Origin of the sequence: Myroides odoratimimus, from assembly GCF_038039805.1 — a bacterium.
Taxonomy (GTDB): domain Bacteria; phylum Bacteroidota; class Bacteroidia; order Flavobacteriales; family Flavobacteriaceae; genus Flavobacterium; species Flavobacterium odoratimimum_B.
In genome coordinates this window covers 34,971-56,020 of the sequence record NZ_JBBPHK010000007.1, presented here as the reverse complement: position 1 = coordinate 56,020, position 21,050 = coordinate 34,971, and the positions used below count along the sequence as shown (strand labels likewise).

10 protein-coding genes are annotated in these 21,050 nt (G+C 33.5%); 8 read left to right on the top strand and 2 right to left on the bottom strand.

The features are described from left to right. Positions 1 to 90: 90 nt before the first annotated feature. From AABL85_RS07490 to AABL85_RS07465, 6 genes are all read left to right on the top strand, one after another. Positions 91 to 5,154, top strand: coding sequence for a translocation/assembly module TamB domain-containing protein (locus AABL85_RS07490; RefSeq protein ID WP_341309678.1), 5,064 nt, complete (start codon positions 91 to 93; stop codon positions 5,152 to 5,154). After that, positions 5,135 to 7,444: a BamA/TamA family outer membrane protein gene (locus AABL85_RS07485; protein ID WP_341309677.1), complete on the top strand. Its 2,310-nt coding sequence runs from the start codon at positions 5,135 to 5,137 to the stop codon at positions 7,442 to 7,444. The genes AABL85_RS07490 and AABL85_RS07485 overlap by 20 nt, the downstream gene beginning before the upstream one ends. A gap of 413 nt (positions 7,445 to 7,857) precedes the next feature. After that, positions 7,858 to 9,267, top strand: coding sequence for a sigma-54 dependent transcriptional regulator (locus tag AABL85_RS07480; protein WP_341309676.1), 1,410 nt, complete (start codon positions 7,858 to 7,860; stop codon positions 9,265 to 9,267). 140 nt (positions 9,268 to 9,407) lie between these two features. Next, positions 9,408 to 9,740, top strand: a complete 333-nt coding sequence (locus AABL85_RS07475) for a hypothetical protein (protein WP_341309675.1) — start codon at positions 9,408 to 9,410, stop codon at positions 9,738 to 9,740. 181 nt (positions 9,741 to 9,921) lie between these two features. Further along, positions 9,922 to 11,577: a fatty acid--CoA ligase gene (locus AABL85_RS07470; protein ID WP_341309674.1), complete on the top strand. Its 1,656-nt coding sequence runs from the start codon at positions 9,922 to 9,924 to the stop codon at positions 11,575 to 11,577. A gap of 59 nt (positions 11,578 to 11,636) precedes the next feature. Beyond that, positions 11,637 to 14,585 (top strand): S9 family peptidase, encoded by a 2,949-nt coding sequence (locus AABL85_RS07465; RefSeq protein WP_341309673.1) that lies wholly within the window; start codon positions 11,637 to 11,639, stop codon positions 14,583 to 14,585. Between the two features lie 158 nt (positions 14,586 to 14,743). Here the strand turns inward: AABL85_RS07465 and AABL85_RS07460 are convergent, their stop codons facing one another. Continuing rightward, a complete protein-coding gene (locus tag AABL85_RS07460; RefSeq protein WP_341309672.1) occupies positions 14,744 to 16,153 on the bottom strand; it encodes a glycosyltransferase family 2 protein in 1,410 nt (469 codons plus the stop codon). Positions 16,154 to 16,547: 394 nt separating this feature from the next. On the opposite strand from AABL85_RS07460, the gene AABL85_RS07455 reads away from it, so the two are divergent. Further along, positions 16,548 to 18,752, top strand: a complete 2,205-nt coding sequence (locus AABL85_RS07455; protein ID WP_341309671.1) for a S9 family peptidase — start codon at positions 16,548 to 16,550, stop codon at positions 18,750 to 18,752. Between the two features lie 44 nt (positions 18,753 to 18,796). Here AABL85_RS07455 and AABL85_RS07450 read toward each other — a convergent pair whose 3' ends face one another. Beyond that, entirely contained in the window at positions 18,797 to 20,167 is a 1,371-nt protein-coding gene (locus tag AABL85_RS07450) for a Gfo/Idh/MocA family protein (RefSeq protein ID WP_341309670.1), read from the bottom strand. Positions 20,168 to 20,357: 190 nt separating this feature from the next. Between AABL85_RS07450 and AABL85_RS07445 the strand changes: the two genes are divergently transcribed. Continuing rightward, on the top strand, positions 20,358 to 20,903 hold the full coding sequence (locus AABL85_RS07445) for a GNAT family N-acetyltransferase (RefSeq protein WP_341309669.1): 546 nt from the start codon (positions 20,358 to 20,360) through the stop codon (positions 20,901 to 20,903). Positions 20,904 to 21,050: the final 147 nt, after the last annotated feature.

The window sequence follows — 21,050 nt, the reverse complement described above, 5'->3', positions numbered from 1 at the left end:
TTTTTTTTTGCCCTAAAGTTTTTTCCTTTTACTTTGAATATCGTTGTTGGGTAGGTACGATTTTTGTTATTTTTGTATAAAAAATTTGTTTTGAAGAAGATAACAATTAAAATAGGTAAGGTACTAGGCTGGTTCTTACTTAGTTTATTTCTAATATTACTACTTCTTATCGTTGCGATACAGATACCTGCTGTCCAAAATAAGGTGAAGGATTTTGCAATCACCTTTGTACAGGATAAGATAGGTACCCCTGTGTCCTTAGATAGGATAGAGATTGCCTTTCCTAAAAAAATAGTGGTTAAGAATCTTTATGTTGAGTCTCAGCAGAAGGATACTTTGTTATATACTAATTATCTAGGTGTAGATATTAGCTTATTCGCTCTACTGAAGAGCTCTGTCAATGTCAATAGTGTTCAGTTAGATGGACTAAAGACAGATATTAAACGCGATAGTCTAGGACGCTTTAACTTTGATTATATCATCGAAGCCTTCGCTTCAGAGGAAGAAGAGGATAAAGAGGACAGTAGTTCTATGGCTATAGATGTAGGCGAGATAAGCCTTAGCGATATCCAGGTGAAGTACAATGATGATTATGATGGTCATCACGTCTCATTTGGTTTAAAGAGATTTATTACACGTTTTAAACAATTTGATTTAGAGGAGATGAAATTTGCTATTCCTAAGATTGCGATTGCGGGAATAGATTTAAATTATAAAAAAGAATTGCCTTCTCAGGCTTCTATTGAGGCAGCACAGTTAGTTGTAGAGCCGATAGAGGAAGAGTCGAATACTTCTGTGATGCCTATAGTAGATTTAGGAACTATAGAGTGGACAGATAGTAATATCGTTTTTGAGGATAAGGAGAGTAGGTTATATGCTAATCTTGCGTTAGGAGCTTTTAAAACTACATTTGAGCAAATTGATTTAAAGAATCAACAGATAGATTTAAAAGAGATCCGCTTAGATGATACTAAGGCTGTAGTTCATTTACTTCCTATAACTATTAAGGCTGCTGAATCTGTAAAAGAAGAGGAAAGTGCTCCTGTAGTGGATGAGGCTGCTCCATGGAAACTAGGCATAAAAGAATTTGCTCTAAACTCTATTGATGTCAAGTTTGACAACGATAATTTTAAGGCATTATCTTTTGGGTTAGACCCTAATCATATCGCTTTTACAGATATTAATTTTGATTTAAAAGATTTTCAGTTTTCTCCTAATGTGATAAGAGGAAATCTAGAGGGGTTTTCTTTTAAAGAAAAGAGCGGGTTGCAAGTAGATAAGTTCAAAACTTATTTTCTATACGGCGATCAAACTACTTTCATCAAAGACTTCATTTTAGAAACTCCTAACTCTAAGTTTGACGCTAATGTAACGTTGAATTATAGAGATGTAAATAAGCTGTCAGAGCATTTAGAGGATACCTCTGTGGACGTACTGATAAAAGAGTCTTATCTAGGACTAAGAGATGTATACCTAGCCATGCCTACTGTTTTTGAAGAAGCTGGATTAACAAGTTTAACCAATAAAAATTTAGCTGTAGACATCAAAGCAAAAGGTATAGTAGGGGATTTGTCTATCGAACAGTTTTTATTGACTGGATTACAGTCAACAACTATCAATGTGGTTGGAAATATAAAAGGAGCTACTACTCCTGAAAAAGCAATAGTAGATTTAAAACTGAATAAATTTCAGACTTCTGCTAAGGATATCTTTAGCATCGCACCAAAAGGTGTGTTGCCAGCGAATATAGCGATTCCTTCGCACTTATCGCTATCAGGTAATGTAAAGGGAGGAATGAAGGCTATACAGTCTCAATTAGCCCTTAAAACGACTTCTGGTAATGCAGATGTAAAAGTGTTCTTCGATCAACACAAAAAGGGAAGTGAGAAATATAGTGTAGAAGCAAACCTTCAAAATTTAGAATTAGGGCATATTTTAAAGAATGATTCTATCGGAGCTTTAACGATGTCTTTTAAGGCTAATGGTGTTGGTTTTGATCCAGATAAAGCTGTAGCAAAAGGTGGTGTAAAAGTAGTTAGTGCTACGTATAATGATTATACTTATAACAATATACAATTAGATGCTGTCTTAGAGAAAGGAAGTTATCAAGTCACTTCAGTTAATGACGATCCTAATTTAAACTTTGCTATTGATGCAAATGGAAAATGGACAGATTATAATATCAGTTTAGACTTATTAGCAGACTTTAAGCATATTGATTTATATCGACTAAAACTAGTGGATGCTCCTGCAGTGTTTAAAGCTAAAATACAGACAGAGCTAAGTAATATCGTTCCAGATGATTTAGACGGAGCAATAGTAGTTAGCGATTTGTCTTATGGTACAAAAGAACAGGTAATCACACTAAAACCGATCGAAGTTAAGGCTGTAACAAATGGAGTAAAAAAATCTTTACACTTAAACTCTGAATTAGTAGAGTTTGGTATGCAAGGAGAGTATAAGATGACTCTATTGGCAGATTTATTTACTAATTCATTGAAGAGCTATTTCAATAATGAGGTAGAAGAAAAACAGCAAAGAGAGCTAATAGAGGATGCTTCTAAGCCTTTGCCAAACCATTTCTTTGCTTATACGCTGAAGGTTAAGGATAATGGTATTATCCATTCTGTATTGCCTGATTTAAAAGAATTACAACCTATACAGTTTAGTGGACGATATGAGTCTGATTCTAATTACATCAGTTTGCAAGGTACTATTCCTTTAATCGAATATGGAGAGAATGAGATAAATAATATTTCTGTTGATGTTAAGCCAGTCGATGGCGCCCTTACCTACGCTTTAGACATAGAGCGCATTGCTAATGCTAGTATAGCATTAAAACGTCTGGCTCTAGAGGGGGATATTAAAAATAATACCTTAAGTTACAACTTAAATTTAAAAGATAAGACAGGAGCTCCTTGTTATTTAATAGCTGGAGAAGTCAGTACAAAAGAGGGAGATCTGATTCATCGTTTGAGACCTGATGGTTTTGTGTTAGATTATCAAAAGTGGACTGTTGACCCTAATAATAGATTTATACTTAAACCCGATGGTTTCTATGCAAAAGACTTTAAACTTGCGTATAATAATAGTCTTTTAGCAATAGAATCTAAAGATGAAGTAGCCAATAGTCCAATGAAGTTGTCATTCAATGATTTTAGCATTGAGAGTTTGACTAAAATGATTAAAAAAGATGTGCTTTTAGCTAGTGGATTTATTGATGGTGAGGTGTATCTAAAAGATTTGGTAACAGACTTTAGATTTATCTCAGATATTGATATTTCTAAACTACACGTGATGGAAATAGGGCTAGGAGACTTACATGTTGGCGTTAAGAATGAGAGTGCGAGTAAGTTTATAACTGATATTACTTTACAAGGAGGAGAGAATAAGATATCTATCGACGGATGGGCTGATGCTGATACTCAGGAGATGAATATGAATGTGAACTTAGCTAAGTTTCAAATGGCAGCGATAGAGTATTTTGCTAAAGAACAGTTATCAGAAGCAGAAGGATTCTTCTCGGGTAATCTAAAAATAGGAGGGAAGTTTACAGATCCTAAAATATTAGGAGCTATGAACTTTAATGATATAGGTTTTCATGTAAATGGATTAAATGCTGACTTTAGAAAAATTAACGAAAAGATTTCTTTTACAAATAGAGGGATAGAATTAGATAAGTTTAGTATCACAGATACAGATGGAAATCTACTAGTGGTAGATGGGCAGGTACTTACTAAATCATATCAAGATTTTGCTTTTAACCTAAGTATTAAGGCAGTTGATTTTAAAGCAGTGAACTCTACGTCTAAAGATAATGAGATGTATTATGGTAAATTGGTTTTTGACAGTGATATTAAGATAAAAGGAGATTTAAATAAACCTATTGTTACTGGAGGAATAGAAGTCGGTAAGAAGACAGATTTCTCATTTGTATTACCACAGGAAGATCCTAGTATAGCAGATAGAGAAGGTATTGTAGAGTTCGTAGATCAGCATAGCTTACAATTAGCTGAAATGAGAAAGTATGAAGAAGATTTTAATAATTCAGCATTAAAAGGGTTAGATGTATCTGTTTCGATTAAAGTAGATAAAGAAGCTAGTTTTACTATGATAATGGATAAATCAAGTGGAGATAAGATCATTCTAAAAGGAGAGGCGGACTTAGTAGGAGGAATTGATCCATCAGGTAAAGTAACTTTGGCTGGAAGATATGAGTTCTCTCAAGGTTCTTATGATTTGTCTTTCAATATGATGAAGAGAAAATTTGAGATTGAAAAAGGAAGTTATATTATCTGGGCAGGAGATCCTACAGATGCTAATCTACACTTAACTGCTATCTATGAGACAAAGACTGCTCCGATAGATCTATTAGGAAATCAGCTAAGCAGTCTATCTCCTACACAGCAAAATATGTATAAGCAGAAGATACCATTCCAAGCTTTATTAAAGATGGAAGGAGAATTACTGAAACCCGAGATATCTTTCGATGTGCAACTAAAAGAAGGAATTACAAGTGTATCAGGAGATGTGCTAAGCAATACGAAGACGAAGTTAGAACAGTTAAGACAGAATGAGTCTGAACTAAATAAACAAGTATTTGCGTTATTGTTATTAAACAGATTTATAGGTGAGAATCCTTTTGAGAGTAGTGCTGGAGGAATGAGTGCAGGGTCTATGGCTAGACAGAGTGTGAGTAGATTATTATCAGATCAGTTGAATAACTTGGCAGGTAACTTAATTGCAGGTGTAGAACTTAACTTTAATTTAGAATCTTCAGAGGATTACTCTTCAGGAAGTAAAGAGAATAGGACAGATTTAAATGTTGCAGTGTCAAAACGCTTATTCTCTGATCGATTAAAAGTGACAGTAGGAAGTAGTTTCGAAGTAGAGGGGAATGCTCGTGAGAACGAGCAAGCAGCTAATATAGCAGGTGATATTGAATTAGAATATGCATTGTCAAAAGACGGTAGATATTTAATGAAAGTGTATAGAAAAAACCGTTATGAGGTAGCTCTTCAAGGTCAAATTGTAGAGACAGGTGTCGGATTTATAATAACAATGAGTTATGAGAGATTCCGCGAATTATTTGAACGTAGTAAAGATAAAAGACAATTAAAAAAGCAATTAAGAGATGAAGCTAAAGCAGAGTAAAATATATAATGGATTAGCAGGATGTCTTGGATTATTATTTATATTTTCATGTAATACAACTCGTCATCTGGCAGAAGATGAGTATCTGTACTCAGGAGGGAAAGTAGTAATTAATAGTGACTCATTATCCAAGTCTCAAAAGTCTGAGATGAATGATGAACTTCATGGTTTACTACGTCCTATTCCTAATGCCACGTTGTTAGGTATGCATCCTAAATTGTTTTTTTATAATCTAGCAGGAGATCCTGAAAAGAGTAATAAACTACGTCGTTGGATGCGAAATAAACTAGGTGAACCCCCTGTATTATTTGACCAAGTAGATATGGAGAACAATAAAGCTATTCTATCTAATCGCTTAGAGAATAAAGGATATTTTAATGTAGATGTGACTTATGATACCGTTAGACCTAGTGATAAGAAGAAAGGGGTGGAATACACTGTAACTCCAGGTGAACAATATAAAATACGCGAGTTTACCTTTGCAAAAGACTCTACAGGTATCAAGCAAGTATTGTCTCAAGCTATGCCTTATACAAGATTAAGAGAGGGAAGAGCTTATGATTTAGATGTTATTAAAGATGAGCGTACTAGATTTGATAATTACTTAAAGAATAAGGGATATTATTACTTCAGTGCTGATAACTTATTAGTACAGGTAGATAGTAGTGTGGGGCATCATCAGGTAGACTTGGCTTTAAAAATCAAAGAGAATACACCTAAATTAGCACTAGAGCCTTATACCATCGATAATATTTATATATTTTCAGACTATGTTTTGTCTGATACGAATTATATGCAGGCTCTTGACTCTGCACAAGTATATAAAGATTTTAAAATAGTAGATCCTAAAGGAAAGTTTAAACCATCTATCTATGATAGAGCAATTCATTTAAAACATGGAGATACGTATAATAGAAATGACCATAATTTATCTCTAAACAGATTGGTAAGTTTAGGTGTTTTTAAATTTGTGAAGAATCAGTTTGAGATATCAGATAGTTTAAATCATAAATTAAATGCTTATTATTTTTTAACTCCTGATAATCCTAAGGCTATTAGACTTGAGTTGTTAGGTAAGATGAATTCCGCTAGTTACAATGGAGCAGAATTAAATCTGAACTGGAGTAATAAGAACTTTATGAGAGGAGCTGAGGTGTTTTCTGTGTCTGCTTATGGAGGAGCAGACTTTCAGATGTCATCAGCTAATAATGGATACAATGTATACAAGGTAGGTCTTGAGACTAGTCTGACTTGGCCTAAGATAATTTCTCCATTTAATCTACAATCTACTAGTGCTTACATCCCTAAAACTCGTGCTATTCTTGGAGGAGAATATCTAGAACGTAGTCAATTATATTCATTACAGTCATTTAAAGCCTCTTGGGGATACTTATGGAAGGAAAGCGCTTTTAGAGAACATGATTTGAAAATATTTGATATCAATTATGTAAAACCTGGGCATGTCACTGATTACTATAAAGAGTATGCGGAGGGTAACCCATCACTAGAAAGGGTATTAGATAAGCAATTGACTTTTGGACCTACTTATACCTATACTTATACAAATACTAGCAAGAAGTTTAAAAAAGGGACAATATATTATCGTGGTGGATTAGATTTATCTGCTAATATCACAGGTTTATTAATGGGGGCGAATGTGGATAAGGATAAGGAAAAAAGTTTGATAGGTGTACCTTTTAGCCAGTATGTGAAAACAGAACATGACTTTAGATATTATTTAAAACTAAGTAGAACTTCTCAGTTAGTAAGTAGAGTACATGCAGGTATAGGTGTAGCTTATGGTAATTCTAAACAGATGCCTTATACGAAGCAGTTCTATGTAGGAGGGTCTAATAGTATTAGAGCTTTTAGAGCACGTACTTTAGGACCAGGTTCATTTAATCCAGAGATTAACAATGCTAAGTTTATACCAGATCAATCAGGAGATATGTTGTTAGAAATGAACTTAGAATATCGAAAAAAATTATTTAGTATTGTTCATGGAGCACTGTTTGTTGATGCAGGAAACATTTGGAACTTAAACGAAGTATCAGATCGCCCAGGAGGTAAGTTTAGTGGTGATTTTTTAAATGAATTAGCTATAGGAGCAGGAGCGGGTCTTCGATTTGATGTAACATTCTTAGTTCTTCGTTTTGATTTTGCTTTTCCATTGCGTGTGCCCTATCATGCACCTGGCGAACGTTGGGTAATAGATGATATCAATTTTGGAAGTAGTAGATGGCGAAAAGACAATCTGATGTTTAACTTCGCTATTGGGTATCCTTTCTAATATGTGTGGAAACAATACACAAAAAACTCCCCATCTTTTCCTATTGTGGAAAGTTGGGGAGTTTTTTTTAAAATATCATAATGAATTGAATATAAAACAGATATGTGGTTTGTTATTATGTCTATAGGGTTTGGCATGGTTTTGTATATATACTATTACAGTAAGGTGTTATAAAAAAAGTAAAGAAGTTGTAAAACTTCCTGCTTTTGAAAAAGAAAATTTAAGTGTTTATTTAAAAGTTATGTTATCGAGAGATAACAAGTTAGATCGTTAGTAAGGTGAAGAAGAGAAATCTTCAGGTGAATAGGGAGCTTAGGCTCCCTTTTGCTGTTTATAATGGTTAATTTATGGTCTACATTGGGAATGAATGATAAAAAGTTTAAATTTGCATTTAGCACATAAAAAATAAAAATATGAGTCACAAGATTCTGGTTATAGATGATGATGTTCCTTTCTGCGAAATGCTAAAAACTTTTTTATCTAAAAAAGGGTATATAGTATCTAATGCATTTAGTAGTACAGAAGCAGAACAGTGTATTAATGAAGAGTGCTATGATATTGTTCTTACAGATGTTAGACTACCTGATAGTAATGGTCTAGAGTTACTTAAATATATAAAATCAAAATGTAGAACTTCACAAGTTATTTTAATGACGGGATATACCGAAATTAAAACAGCTGTGAATGCAATGAAGTTAGGAGCATTCGATTATGTAGCTAAGCCAATTAACCCAGATGAAATACTTTTGACAATTAAACAAGCGCTCGAAAGAAAAGCTAGTGTGGAAAGTGGCGAACCTTTAAAATCGAAAGCTAAGGCTACGGTGGTAAAAGATGTAGAAGATACAGATGAGAATAGTATAGAGCTAGATTATGTAAGAGGAGAAAGTAATGTATCTAAACAGTTACACGAGTACATTGATTTAGTAGCACCTACTAATATGTCTGTTTTGATTATTGGAGATAGTGGTACAGGTAAAGAAAATATAGCACATTCTATTCACTTAAAAAGTAAGCGTAAGGATAAACCTTATATTGCAGTAGATTGTGGTGCTATTCCTAAAGATTTAGCTTCTAGTGAGTTCTTTGGGCATATTAAGGGATCTTTTACAGGAGCAGTTACGGATAAGGTAGGACACTTTGAAGCGGCTAATGGAGGAACCATATTCTTAGATGAGGTAGGTAATTTATCTTACGAAGTACAAGTGCAATTACTAAGAGCACTTCAAGAACGAAAAGTAAAGCCTGTAGGAAGTAGTAATGAAATAGATGTAGACATTAGAGTTATTGCTGCAACGAATGAGGATCTGCCAAAGGCAGTAAGAGAGGGTGAGTTTAGAGAGGATTTATATCATCGATTAAATGAGTTTGGTATTGTTGCTCCTAGATTAGCGGATAGAGGAGCAGATATATTAATGTTCGCAATGCATTTCTTAAACGAATCTAATATCGAACTTGAGAAAAAAGTAAAAAAATTCTCTTCTGAGGTAGAGTGTATCTTTTTAACTTATGATTGGCCTGGGAACTTAAGAGAAATGAAGAATATTATTAAAAGATCAGTTCTTTTGACTCGTGGAGAAGTAATAGAAAAAGATGTACTGCCACAAGAGATTCTCGTGCCAAAATCAGAAGTAATTAAAGCTAATGTAAGTAACGAAGCAGTAGAGGATGATCTCAAGTTATTCTCTTCTAGAAATGAAGAACAAGCTATTCGTACTGCATTAGAAAAAGTTAAGTTTAATAAAACTAAGGCTGCACAGGTATTAGGAATAGATAGAAAGACATTGTACAATAAAATGAAATTGTATAATATCGAATTATAAAATTAAAAAGTGTTGAAGATGATTCAACACTTTTTTTGTACTCAATTTTAGGTTTAGTGTAAAGTATAGTTCATATTAAAAGTATAAGTATATCTCTACTTTTATTTTTACCTTTGCTTAAAATAAGAGAAGTAGAGGATATGGATATAAAAACGCTAATACATCATAATTTAGATGAGTTATTTTATTTAGCTGATAAAAAGGAAATTCTAGATACAGATTTAGTTGTGAAGATTGGGGCTTATGTTGGTGCTGCTGTATTAAGAGGAAGATACGCAGATCAGAAAGAAGTTACTATAGACGAAGTAAACGGAGTGTTTGGTATTATAGGAGACTTCTGTAGAGAGAGTTTTGGAGGAAGAAGTTTTTCTAAAACACATTTTAAAAAGATGACAACCTTATCTCTTGAATTAATTCAAGAAACAACGTTTGATGCAGATGTGGAAGAGTTTATAGCATCATTGAGAAGCTAATGAAATCGCGATATATTTTTAAAAAAGCCTGTGAATGTAAATCTTTCACAGGCTTTTTTTATGCTCAGTTGTCATGTTAGTGTAGAGTGCTTTTATTACCATATAGTATTGGTAATGAGTTGATAGGTTGAGTTTTGAAACATTTTTGCTATATTGTAGTACACCAACAAAAAACAATCAAATGAAAATAAAAACAATAGAATCTAACAGTCATGCACATGCCTATCAACTGTTGATAAAAGATTTATTAGAGAACTCGCTTCGTGTTAATCCAAAACATGAAATAGTTTATAAGAACCAAGAGCGGTTCGATTATTATGAATTGTATAGTAGAGTGAAACAGCTGTGTAATGTATATAAAGAATTAGGATTAGATGGAGGTAGTGTTGTAGGAGTTATAGATTATGACAGTCATCGCTATTTAATGAATTATTTTGCAGTTCCTATTTCGGGAAATGTGTTGCATACTATTAATTGGCGTCTAGCTCCAGAGCAAATGCTTTATACTATTAATCATGCAGAAGATGAGGTATTAGTTGTGCATGAGGATTTTGTCCCAATAATAGAATCGATTAAGGACAAAATGACTACTGTAAAGCAGATTATCATTATTCGCGACCACACTAATGAAGTCAAGACAACTTTAAATATAAAGGGTTACTTTGACAACTTAGTTACTTCTTCTTCGAAAGAGTATAGTTTTCCGGATTTTTCTGAAGAAGCAGTAGCAACTTTATTTTATACAACAGGAACAACAGGAGATCCGAAAGCGGTATATTTCACTCATAGACAATTAGTGCTACATACGATGGTAGAGATGAGTGTGTTATCTCTGATGAATGAAGGGTTTAAAATTACATCAAAAGATGTGTATTTACCTTTAACACCAATGTTCCATGTCCATGCTTGGGGCCTTCCTTATGTAGCGACAGCATTAAGTTTAAAACAAGTGTATGTTGGTAGATTTGAACCACAGAGTTTCTTAGAAATCTTTAGAAAAGAGAAGCCTACGATATCACATTGTGTACCTACGATATTAAATATGTTATTGACTAGTCCTGCCGCTAGTGATATTGATTTTTCAAATTGGAGTGTATTAATAGGAGGGTCTGCTTTGAGCAAACCATTAGCAAGGAGGGCTATGGAAAGAGGTATATCAGTAGTGACAGGATATGGTATGTCTGAAACTTGTCCATTATTAACGACTTCATATCTATCTTTAGAGACTATTAAAAATGATTTAGAGTCTCAATTAGATATTAGAACAAGGACAGGTAGAGCTGCATTACTAGTGGATTTAAAAGTAGTAGATGAGGAAGGTGTAGAAGTACCTAAAGATGGTAAAACACTAGGAGAAATAGTAGTAAGAGCACCTTATCTTACCATGGGATATTATAAAGATACTAAGAAGAGTGAGGAGCTATGGGCAGGAGGCTATTTGCATACAGGAGATATTGCATGGATTAATGAGAATAATGATGTAAAAATAGTAGATCGTTCTAAGGATGTGATTAAAACAGGAGGCGAATGGATGTCTTCACTTGCCTTAGAAGAGATGATAAGTAGTTATCTAGGTGTTATAGATGTTGCTGTAATTGGAATTCTTGATGATAAGTGGGGAGAGCGCCCTTTTGCCTTAGTAGTAAAAAAAGTAGAAGTAGATATTACCGAAAGAGACCTAATAAATCATATGCAAAAGTATGTTGATAAGCAAGTTATAAATAAATGGGCTATACCTGATCGTTTTGTATTTGTAGACGATATTCCTAAAACAAGTGTTGGTAAAATCAGTAAGAAACGTATACGAGAGTTGTATGAGCTAAATCAATTAAAATAGTTGTTTGGTCAAGTACTAAATTTGCGGTAACTTCCAAGCCGTAAATTAACTAACGTAATATGAAATTAACATCAACAACAAAACCATCAAGAAGATCTAATCCTAGTTATTTTTGGAAACAGTTAGGGATAGGTCTTTTTGTTTTGGGAAGTTTGACTACCCAAGCACAAAAAAAGCCTTTAGACCATTCTGTATATGATGGATGGCAATCTATAGGGACAAAAACTTTTTCTAATAATGGAGACTGGATCTTATATCAAGTTAATCCACAAGAAGGAGATAAGACTCTTTATATAGAGACGGTAAAAAAAACTAAAAAACTTGTAGTTCCAAGAGGGGAGAAACCTGTATTTACAGGGACGTCTAACTTTTCTGTTTTCTCTATTCGTCCTACTTATGCTGATTTGAAAGCAGTAAGAACAAAAAAGAAAAAAGAAGATGAAATTGCTAAAGATTCTTTAGGAATATACAATTTAAAAACAGGAACTTTAGTAAAGAAATCAGATATTAAGTCTTTTAAAGTTCCAGAGAAAAAAGGAGATTACTTAGCATATTTATTAGAGCCAGCTAAAGATACTGCAAAGTCAAAAGACAAAAAGGAGGTAAAGAAACCTGCTAAAAAATCAGACAAAGATGCTCCTTTAGAATTGGTATTTGAGAACTTAGTAACAGGAGAGAAAATCTCTTATGAGAATGTAACAGACTATTATTTTGATGATTTAGGACAGTACTTGGTTTTTGTTACAAAAGATCCTAATGCAAAGAAAAAGGATGATAAAAAAGAAGAAAATAAGACTGAGGAAACTAATGAAGTAGCAGATACAAAAGAAGAAACTGCTAAAGAAGAGAAAGCAAAAGGACCTTTCGGAGTATTTGTAGTTGATTTGAAAACAAAAGCAGTTAAAACAATCTTAGAAGGTACAGGTAAGTATTCTCAGTTCTCTTTTGATGACAATGGTAAGCAATTAGTATTTATTGGAACGAATGATGAGGAGAAGGTATTAGTAAAGAAATATAACTTGTACTATACTAATCTTGTGACAGGTGCTACAGTATTAGCTTCTAATACTACAAAGGGAATGCCTAAAGATTGGGTTGTTTCAGAAAATAACAAACCTCGTTTTAGTAAGAATGGAGGAAGATTGTATTTAGGTATTGCACCACAGCCTATTGCTAAAGACACTACACTTATAGCAGAAGATCATGCTGTAGTAGATATATGGCATTATAATGAAGACTATATTCAGCCTCAACAGTTAGTGAATCTAGATAAGGACTTAAAGAGAAGTTTTTTAGCTACTATTAACCTTAAAGATAGAAGTAAGCTTGTTGCTTTAGCTGATGAAAAAATCAATGGAAGCCAATTAGTAGACGAAGGAAACGCTAATATTGTGTTTAATTCTTCAGACTTTGGACGAAGAGTAGAAAGACAGTGGAATATCTCAGGAGTTTCTTCTTATTATATTGTAGATGTAAATACAGGTAAAGAAGTAGAGGTAGTTGCCGACTTACCAGGTTCAGCTCGTATATCACCAAAAGGAACAGCAGTGGTGTACTATAATAGTGAAGAAGGTAATTGGTATGCTTATGATATTAAAACAAAGATTACAAAACACTTAAATAAAGGTTTGTCAGTATCTTTTGCTGATGAGACTTTTGATATGCCTGACAATGCCTCTTCTTATGGAATCCAAGCATGGACAGATAACGACGAGTCAGTTTTAATTAGAGATCGTTTTGATATTTGGGAATTTTATTTGAATAGTAATAAAGCTCCTAGAATGGTTACTAATGGATATGGACGTAAGAATAATATTGCTTTTGATGTATTAAAGTTAGATGATGAAAAGCGTTCATTCAACAGAACAGAACAAATAATCTTAGCTGCATTCAATGAAAAAACAAAAGATGCAGGATTCTTTACTACAGAAATAAAGAGTACAAAAACCCCTAAAGAGGTATTAATGCAACCATATAGTGGTTATAGTTCTTTGTTTAAAGCGAAGGATGCTAATGTATATGGTTATTTAAAAGGTTCTTTTACAGAGTCAATGAATCTATATGTTACCAATGATTTAGTATCAGCAACTCAATTAAGTGATATTAATCCACAACAAAAAGAGTACAATTGGGGAACTGCAGAGCTAGTGCATTGGACTACACCTAAAGGATATGAGTCAACGGGAGTATTATTTAAACCTGAAGATTTTGATGCAAATAAAAAGTATCCGATGATTGTATACTTCTATGAGAAGTTATCAGATAATTTACATCGATATGAAGCTCCAGCACCAACACCATCTCGTTTAAATATTCCATATTTTGTGAGTAATGGTTATTTAGTATTTACTCCAGATGTTAGTTATGTAGATGGATATCCAGGTAAATCAGCAGAAGAATATATCAACTCAGGAGTAGAATACTTAAAGCAAAATAAATGGGTTAATGCTGATAAAATTGCTATTCAAGGACAAAGTTGGGGAGGATACCAAGTAGCTCATTTAATTACAGTAACAGATATGTATGCAGCTGCATGGTCAGGAGCTCCAGTAGCGAATATGACGTCAGCTTATGGAGGTATCCGTTGGCAAAGTGGAATGAGCCGTCAATTCCAATATGAAAAAACACAAAGTAGAATAGGAAAAACACTTTGGGAAGGACATGACTTATATATTGAAAACTCACCATTATTTAGAATGCCAGATGTAAAAACACCAGTGGTTATTATGCATAATGATAACGATGGGGCAGTACCATGGTATCAAGGTATTGAAATGTTTATGGCATTAAGACGTTTAGGAAAACCAGCTTGGATGTTAAACTATAATGGAGATGAGCACAACTTGATGAAACGTCAAAATAGAAAAGATATTCAAATACGTCAACAACAATTCTTCGATTATTACCTAAAAGACGGTAAAGCACCAGTTTGGATGGTAAAAGGAGTACCTGCAACAATGAAAGGAAAAGATTGGGGATTTGATCTAACAGAAGATCAGGTGAAATAATCTAAGTAGATAAGAACAAAAGAATGGCTATTCTGTACAGAATAGCCATTCTTTATTTATAGTAACTTTCTAAAATGAAGTAATGAATAGAGTAAAACGAAAAAAGACAGCGAAGTGCATGCTGTCTTTTTTACTTAAAATCAATATATTCAACTACTCTATTTTTGTGCAGGTAATGTTCTTGTCAGCCAACCTCTCTTATTAGCTGTAGCGATAGCATAAGGAGTAATCCAAAATAGTGTAAACGTATAGAAAATACTATATGGATATGCCCAGAAAGATTCTGCTATGCTATATCTTTTCGAGTAGAAAAATACTTGAATACTCGAGAAAATAAAAATACTTACTAATGCAGAAGTGATAAACACTAGAGGTTTTGTAGCTACGAAGAATATCATTAAAATTAATAGGGGATAAGCCATTAATACTCTTAACCATTGGTTTAATAGTAAAATTCTTGGCCCTATTGTCGATCCTTCTCTAAACTTCTTAAAAGCAAATTTACTCATAGCAATGTTCTCTCTCACATTACTTCTTTCCCAACGAATAAACATCTTGTATAATGTTTTGTACTCTTCAGGAGTATTGGTTAATACATAAGCATTACGTTGGAATAGTACATGATATCCTTGTTTTAAAATCATATTTGTCATGGCTCTATCCTCACCTATATCAGAAGGTTGTCCCATGAAAGTTTGGTTGATCCAATCTTCTAAACAATGCATTACAGCCTCTCTTCTATATGCTGCTAATGCTCCTGGAGTACATAGTACTGATCCTAAAGCACTCTGAGCAGAACGAATAAATTCGAAACTAAATACAAAACTTACATTTAGCATTTTAGGTATAATTCCATCTTCTGTATTTAGTACCCTCACATTTCCTCCTACAGCTCCACACTTCTCATTGTGTACGAATGGACTAACTAAGTTTCTAAGGGTATCTTTTTTTACAATAGAATCACTGTCTACTGTAACATAAACTTCACCTGTTCCAATATTAAAACCTCTATATAGAGCGTGTCTTTTTCCTTGGTTTTTAGGTTGTTGTAATATAGATACTCTATCTCCTAGTTCAGCTTTAGCTTTCAGCATCCAGTTCCATGTATCATCTTTACTACCATCATCTATAGAAATAATCTCTAATTTCTCTATTGGATAATCACCATTGGCTAAACTAAGTAGTGTGTCATATACTAGACGACCTTCATTATAAGCAGGAACTATAACAGTACATGTTGGTAATTCTTCGTCACTTAATGAAGTAACAGGTTTATATCTAAAATAAAGATATACTATATAAAGTAAGAAGCTCATTTGTAAAACAAATAGAACAAGTCCAAAGTTAATTACAGTAGAACCCCAAAATGATTTTAATTGTTCGAAACGTATTCTCTCGAAGTATGGTTGTAATTTGTAAATTAAAAATAATCCTACCCCCATTAGTAAAAAGGTACCTCCTAAAACGATATAATCAGTTGTAGATAATGATTTTGTCTTTAAAGGTTTTCCTTCTTGTTTGTCTAAAGGAGTTGATTGTGGCGTATTAATCGTTTTGTCGTTTTGCATAACCTTATCTTTTAATATTGTTATACTATTTGTGTGTTTGTTTTATAATTTATTTTTAGCGTTTGTATTTGAGAATATATCTCATTATAAAAGTTTTATGAACCAAATAGTTATTTAAATACCTTCAATAGTTGTGCCATCACTGTTTTAGGCTGTTTGAGCCTTTTTTTAACAAAACGAATGACACATAGTGTAGATTATTGTGGAATGAAGTGAGGTCATAATACTCTTTTTTGTTGTGGAATAGTATTTATTAGCATGATTACAGAGTCATATTCACTCTTTTAGTCTATATAGTTAATTTATAAACTAGGTTAGAAAGAATATTTAAAACAGTATTTTTGTAAAGCTCTCAACTAGAAAGGGAGTGCAAATAGAAAAGAAAAATAGGATTATGAAAGAAATTATAGGAGATTATAAAGCTGTCTTAGACTTAGGAGAAATGAAACTAGACCTAGTACTGCATATTAAAAAAATAGATGATGTGACTTTAGACCTTCCGAGTCAAGGAGCGATGGGAATTGCAGCTACCAATATAGTTTATAAAGAATCCGATTTAAGTTTCTCTCTATCAGCTATTGGAATGAGCTTTGTGGGTCATTATATAGAAGATAGAATAGAAGGAAAGATGAGTCAAATGGAGCAAGAATTACCTATCGTTTTTGAAAAAACAGTGATTACTCTACCAGGAAATCCTTCATTAGTATCTACGGAAGATGAATTAATGGTCTTAGCTAATAAAGAACAAGGGGAGTATAAGTATAAAGTAGAAGATTATTTTCAACGTCCTACATCATCTGGATTTCAACTCTCACCTAATGGGAAGTATTTGTCCTATAGAGAGAAAGACGAGAAGAATAAACGCCATGTCTATGTAAAAGAGATTGAGACAGGTAATATCATCCGTGTAATAGAAGAAGGAGAACAGTTAGTAAGAGGGTATGGATGGATTAATGATGATCGTTTAGCGTATGTAATGGATAATGGAGGAGATGAGAACTACCATATCTATGCTGTGAATGTCGATGGTACTAATAATATGGATTTAACCCCATTCGAAAAGGTTCAAGCAGGCATTCTGAATATGCTTAAAGAACAAAAAGATTATATTATCATAACAATGAATCTAGAAAATGCTCAAATATTTGAGCCTTATAAGATTAATATCAATACAGGTGAATATGTCAAGTTGTTTACAAATGATGATCCATCTAATCCTGTTTCTGATTATGATTTTGATAAAGATGGTAATCTTAGAGGGTATTCTAAGATGTATAATGGAATACAAACACAGTATTTTTACAAAGCAGAAGGAGAAACAACTTACCAATTATTTCATACTATAAATTGGTCAGATACATTCTCGCTTATGGCGTTTAATTATGCGTCTACAGATAAAGATGAAGCTTATGTTTTGACTAATTTAGATTCTGATAAACAACGCATTGTACTTTATAATTTTAGAACAAAGTCGGTAGTTAAAGAAGTATATGCCAATGCAGAATATGATGCGTCTATTATTGGATTATCTCGTAATAGAAATTGGGAGATTGACTATCTTGGGTACGAAGGCGAGAAAGTTGTGATAGAGCCAGTAAGTGAGACTTTTAAAAAGATTAGTGCTGATTTAGACAGACATTTTGGAGAATATGAGTACTCTATAGCCGCTAAGACAGAAAAAGAAGACCGTTATTTAATAATAGTACAGAGTGATAAGCTTTATGGTAAGTATTATAACTATGATAAAGCTACAGGTGATATTACTCTGCTTTACGATTTAATGCCTCAATTAAAAGAAGAGGATATGGCAGAGATGTTACCTATTTCGTTTATGAGTCGTGATGGGATTAAACTACACGGATATATTACATTACCTAAATCTGCTAAAGAAGGAAGTAAAGTCCCTTTAATAGTGAACCCGCATGGAGGACCACAAGGTATTAGAGACAGTTGGGGCTTTAATCCAGAGACACAATTATTTGCAAGTAGAGGATATGCTACGCTACAGGTTAACTTCCGTATATCAGGAGGTTATGGGAAAGAATTCTTTACATCTGGTTTTAAACAAATCGGACGAAAAGTAATGGATGATGTAGAAGATGGTGTACAATACGTTATTGAACAAGGATGGGTAGATGCTTCTAAGATTGCTATTTATGGTGCTAGCCATGGGGGATATGCTACACTGATGGGATTAGTGAAAACTCCTGAGCTTTACACTTGTGGAGTAGATTATGTTGGTGTATCTAGTATTTTCACATTCTTTGAGTCATTCCCAGAATATTGGAAGCCTTATAAAGATATGGTTAAAGAGATATGGTATGATTTAGATAATGAACAAGAAAGAGAGATTGCTCGTGAAGTATCTCCTGTCTATCAATTACATAAAATCAACAAGCCTCTTTTTGTTGTTCAAGGAGCAAATGACCCTAGGGTAAAAATAGCAGAGTCTGATCAAATTGTAGAAGCACTAAGAGCGCGTGGTTTTGAAGTACCTTATATGGTAAAATATGATGAAGGGCATGGCTTTGCAAAAGAAGAGAACAGTATTGCTTTTTATAAATGTATGATGGGCTTTATCTCAGAGCACTTAAAATAAAGGAAAAAAATCCCTGTTATACATAACAGGGATTTTTTTATCAATTAGTATTCACTATTAGAACCAAATACTGTCTCTCTATTTACATACTTGCCTTTAGTAAAGTCAGGCATCTCTTGTACTTGACCATGTGCTGCTATAGACTTTTCGCTTAGAGGCGTCACAGCATACCAAGTAGCCAAATCATAAATATCAAAAGGGAATTCTATATTTCTTTTGATACTTTCCACAAAAGCATTAATCATAAAGTAATCCATACCACCATGACCTGCTCCTACAGCTTTAGCCTCATTATTTTTCCACAGTGGATGATCATATTGTTCTAAGTAATCCTTAGAATTAGCCCATTGATGAGAATGATTCATCTCTTTTTCGAAGTAGATAAATCCTTTGTCTAATCCACCAGAACTTATCTCTTGCCAGATACCATCAGTACCCTGTACTTTAAAACCTAAATTATAGGGACGTTGTAGCGAAGTATCATGAGTAAGTACCATTGTCTCTCCATTCTCACATTTAAGCGTTGTAGTGACGATATCTCCTTGTTTGAAGTTTACTTTTGCATTTGGGTGATCTTGACCACCATTCTCTACGATGTATTGATGTAGTCCTCTCGCTTTAGATGCCATAGAAGTAAGATGAGTGATTCTATTTCCTCTATTGATATTAAACATAGCAGCTAAAGGGCCTACACCATGCGTAGGGTATAACTCTCCATTTCTATTGACATAGTGATCTGTTCTCCATTTCGCTTCACTAAATCCTTTCTCACCAAATTCTACACCTCCACCATAAGGTTGTACTCCATCGTTAAATAAGACATTTCTAAGGTCGTGCTGATAACCTCCAGTACCGTGGATTAATTCCCCAAACTTACCTTTTTTGACCATATTGAAGACAGCCATAATATCACGACGATAACATACATTCTCTAGCATCATCAGAGGTACTTTTGTTTCTTCATACACATTCACATAATTCCAACACTCCTTTAGAGTCATCGCTCCGCATACTTCCATACCCACTATTTTGCCTGCACGCATAGCTTCTGTACCTTGTCTTTCATGCCATTCCCAAGGAGAAGAAATGATCACAGCATCTATATCATTGCGTTTTAGAAGATTTTGATAGTCATAATCTCCTTTGTCATATACGATAGGTTGTTTCTTATTGTGTTTATCTACGATTTTTTGAGCGCGTTTAATCATTCTGTCATCAGGATCAGCCATTGCGATCACTTCTACATCCTCTCTTTTTAGTAATTCATCTAAATGCACTTGCCCTCTCAGCCCAACAGCAATCATCCCGATACGTACTTTTTTAGTGTTGTTGGAAAAGCTAAATAAAGAAGTAGGTACGATTAATGCACCTATACCAGCCATACTGGTATTTTGAAGAAATGCTCTTCTATTCATAATAGTTATAGTTAATAGGTTAGAACTCAAAAATAGAGCATAAGTAGTTGAATAAAAAGTAAAACAGTTAATTATTTCTCAAAATGAACCTTAGAAGTGTTGTAAATAAGATAGCTTATATCAATGGTGTTTGTATAAAGTAACTATGATAGTCTAAATTAAATTGTAGTAATTTGTAAAAAGTAAAAAGATGAAAATAATAAAAGAAACTCCAATCATAAAAAGTGATAGACTTGTGTTAAGAGAATTAAGAGTAGGTGATGCTCCTCAGGTATTTCATTATTTCTCTAAAGATGAAGTAACACAGTACTACGATTTAGCAACGTTTACAACTGTAGACCAAGCGGAAGAATTAATCAAAATATGGAATACTAGAACGACAAATGGACAAGGTCTTCGATGGGCTATAACTTTAAAGGGGAATGATGAACTAATAGGAACATGTGGATTTCATAGTTTATCGCCAGAGAACAGTAGAGCAGAGATCGGATATGAAGTAACTCCTGCTTACTGGGGAAAAGGAATAGCTAGTGAAGCAGTAGCTTTAATGATAGAGTTTGGCTTCGATACATTAGATTTACATCGTATAGAAGCTTTTATTGATCCTGCGCACAATGCTTCTCGTCGTGTTTTACAGAAGAATGGGATGAAAACAGAAGGTGTTCTTAGAGATTACTTTTTTGAGAAGGGTAGATATGTGGATGCAGAGTTATTATCTATATTAACTGATAAATAGTGAGTTATATTTTTAGATAAAGAAAAAAAGCCAATTGTTCATTTAATTATGAGCAATTGGCTTTTAGTATTTAAATTTTTAAAGGGATATGTGACAAATGTAGTGCATTTATAACTAGTATAAAAGCCAAAAAATGTCTTTTTTGTA